Below are 1,065 nucleotides of genomic sequence, written 5' to 3' on the forward strand. Positions count from 1 at the left end.
CTTTCTCCCAATTACCCGACAGCAAGCTGCACGTCTTGCGGAGGTGGAACGAGCGTGTGGTGCTCTATTCACATCCGAAGAGGAGTGGGGCCTCGATTTCGGCAATGGGAGAATCATTCAATTTCGAAGCGCGACTGGCAAAGCCCCTACGGCTGACAACGTGTCGGTGATCGCGGTTCTTTCTGAGATTGCTGCGGCCTCGCAGGCGATAGGTTTTCCGAAGACTGGCGTCAGAGTTTTCTGGATTGTTGACCTGATAACAGTGATTGACGCTCTAGAGTCGCCAGAGGAACTTAACCGCTTCTTCGAGTATCTGGATGAGCATGCGCCCCTCACGACACTCAGTCTCTCGGGCAACGCGGACATGTTCGCTGCATTCCGAGACTCCAACGCCTATCTGGTAGGCGGAGCCCGCGTTCCGTCAATGATATGGCTTGATCCGCATTGGGGGTCTAGTTGGCGGTATCGCGAGCTAGAGAACTTTTGGAAAAATGCGCCGCGATTTTTCCCAAACAATCAATTCTGGAAAATTGAACCTCCAACGGACGGAATCCAGCGCCTGATTTCACGAGGGACTCACTTTCTAGCATGGACGACAAGTATCAATGACACTTCGCTGCACTTCGTTTTCGACATGGAAGACAGCTATCTGAACGAAATTAGCGGGTCGATATTGGAGACTTTCGTCCATTGTCTGACTGATGCAGCCTATCAGCGTAGAGAAATTCTTGAGCCCCTGCCGCTATTTGAAACTGATCGCATTGTCACCTTAATTCGCGCGAAGGAGCCACTCGATGTCGAGAGCGCCAGCGAAGCAAATAGCCCGGGTACCGATGATCGCTTGTTCGATAACTGGCGGCTCACGGACAAACAACACTCCTCAGTTTCAGTTGAGGTTGCTGCCAACTTATCCCTCGTCTTTAGCGGCCTGAAGGACGCGCGGGACGCGCGTTTCGAAGTGACGTGTCTCACTGAGTGGTTGAATGGGATATGCGGGTTTCTAGGGTGCCATCTCGGCACCGTCGCATTTGCGAGGCTCCGTGATTCGGCACTTCGTCGTCCCAG

Annotated in this window: 1 protein-coding gene; it reads left to right on the forward strand. The window is 53.1% G+C overall.

From position 1 onward, the window contains the following. Nucleotides 1–160 precede the first annotated feature (160 nt). A partial coding sequence (locus A1351_RS09050) for a hypothetical protein (protein WP_157096223.1) occupies nucleotides 161–1,065 on the forward strand: 905 nt, incomplete at its 3' end.

It is taken from the genome of Methylosinus sp. R-45379, from assembly GCF_001644125.1.
Lineage (GTDB): Bacteria > Pseudomonadota > Alphaproteobacteria > Rhizobiales > Beijerinckiaceae > Methylosinus.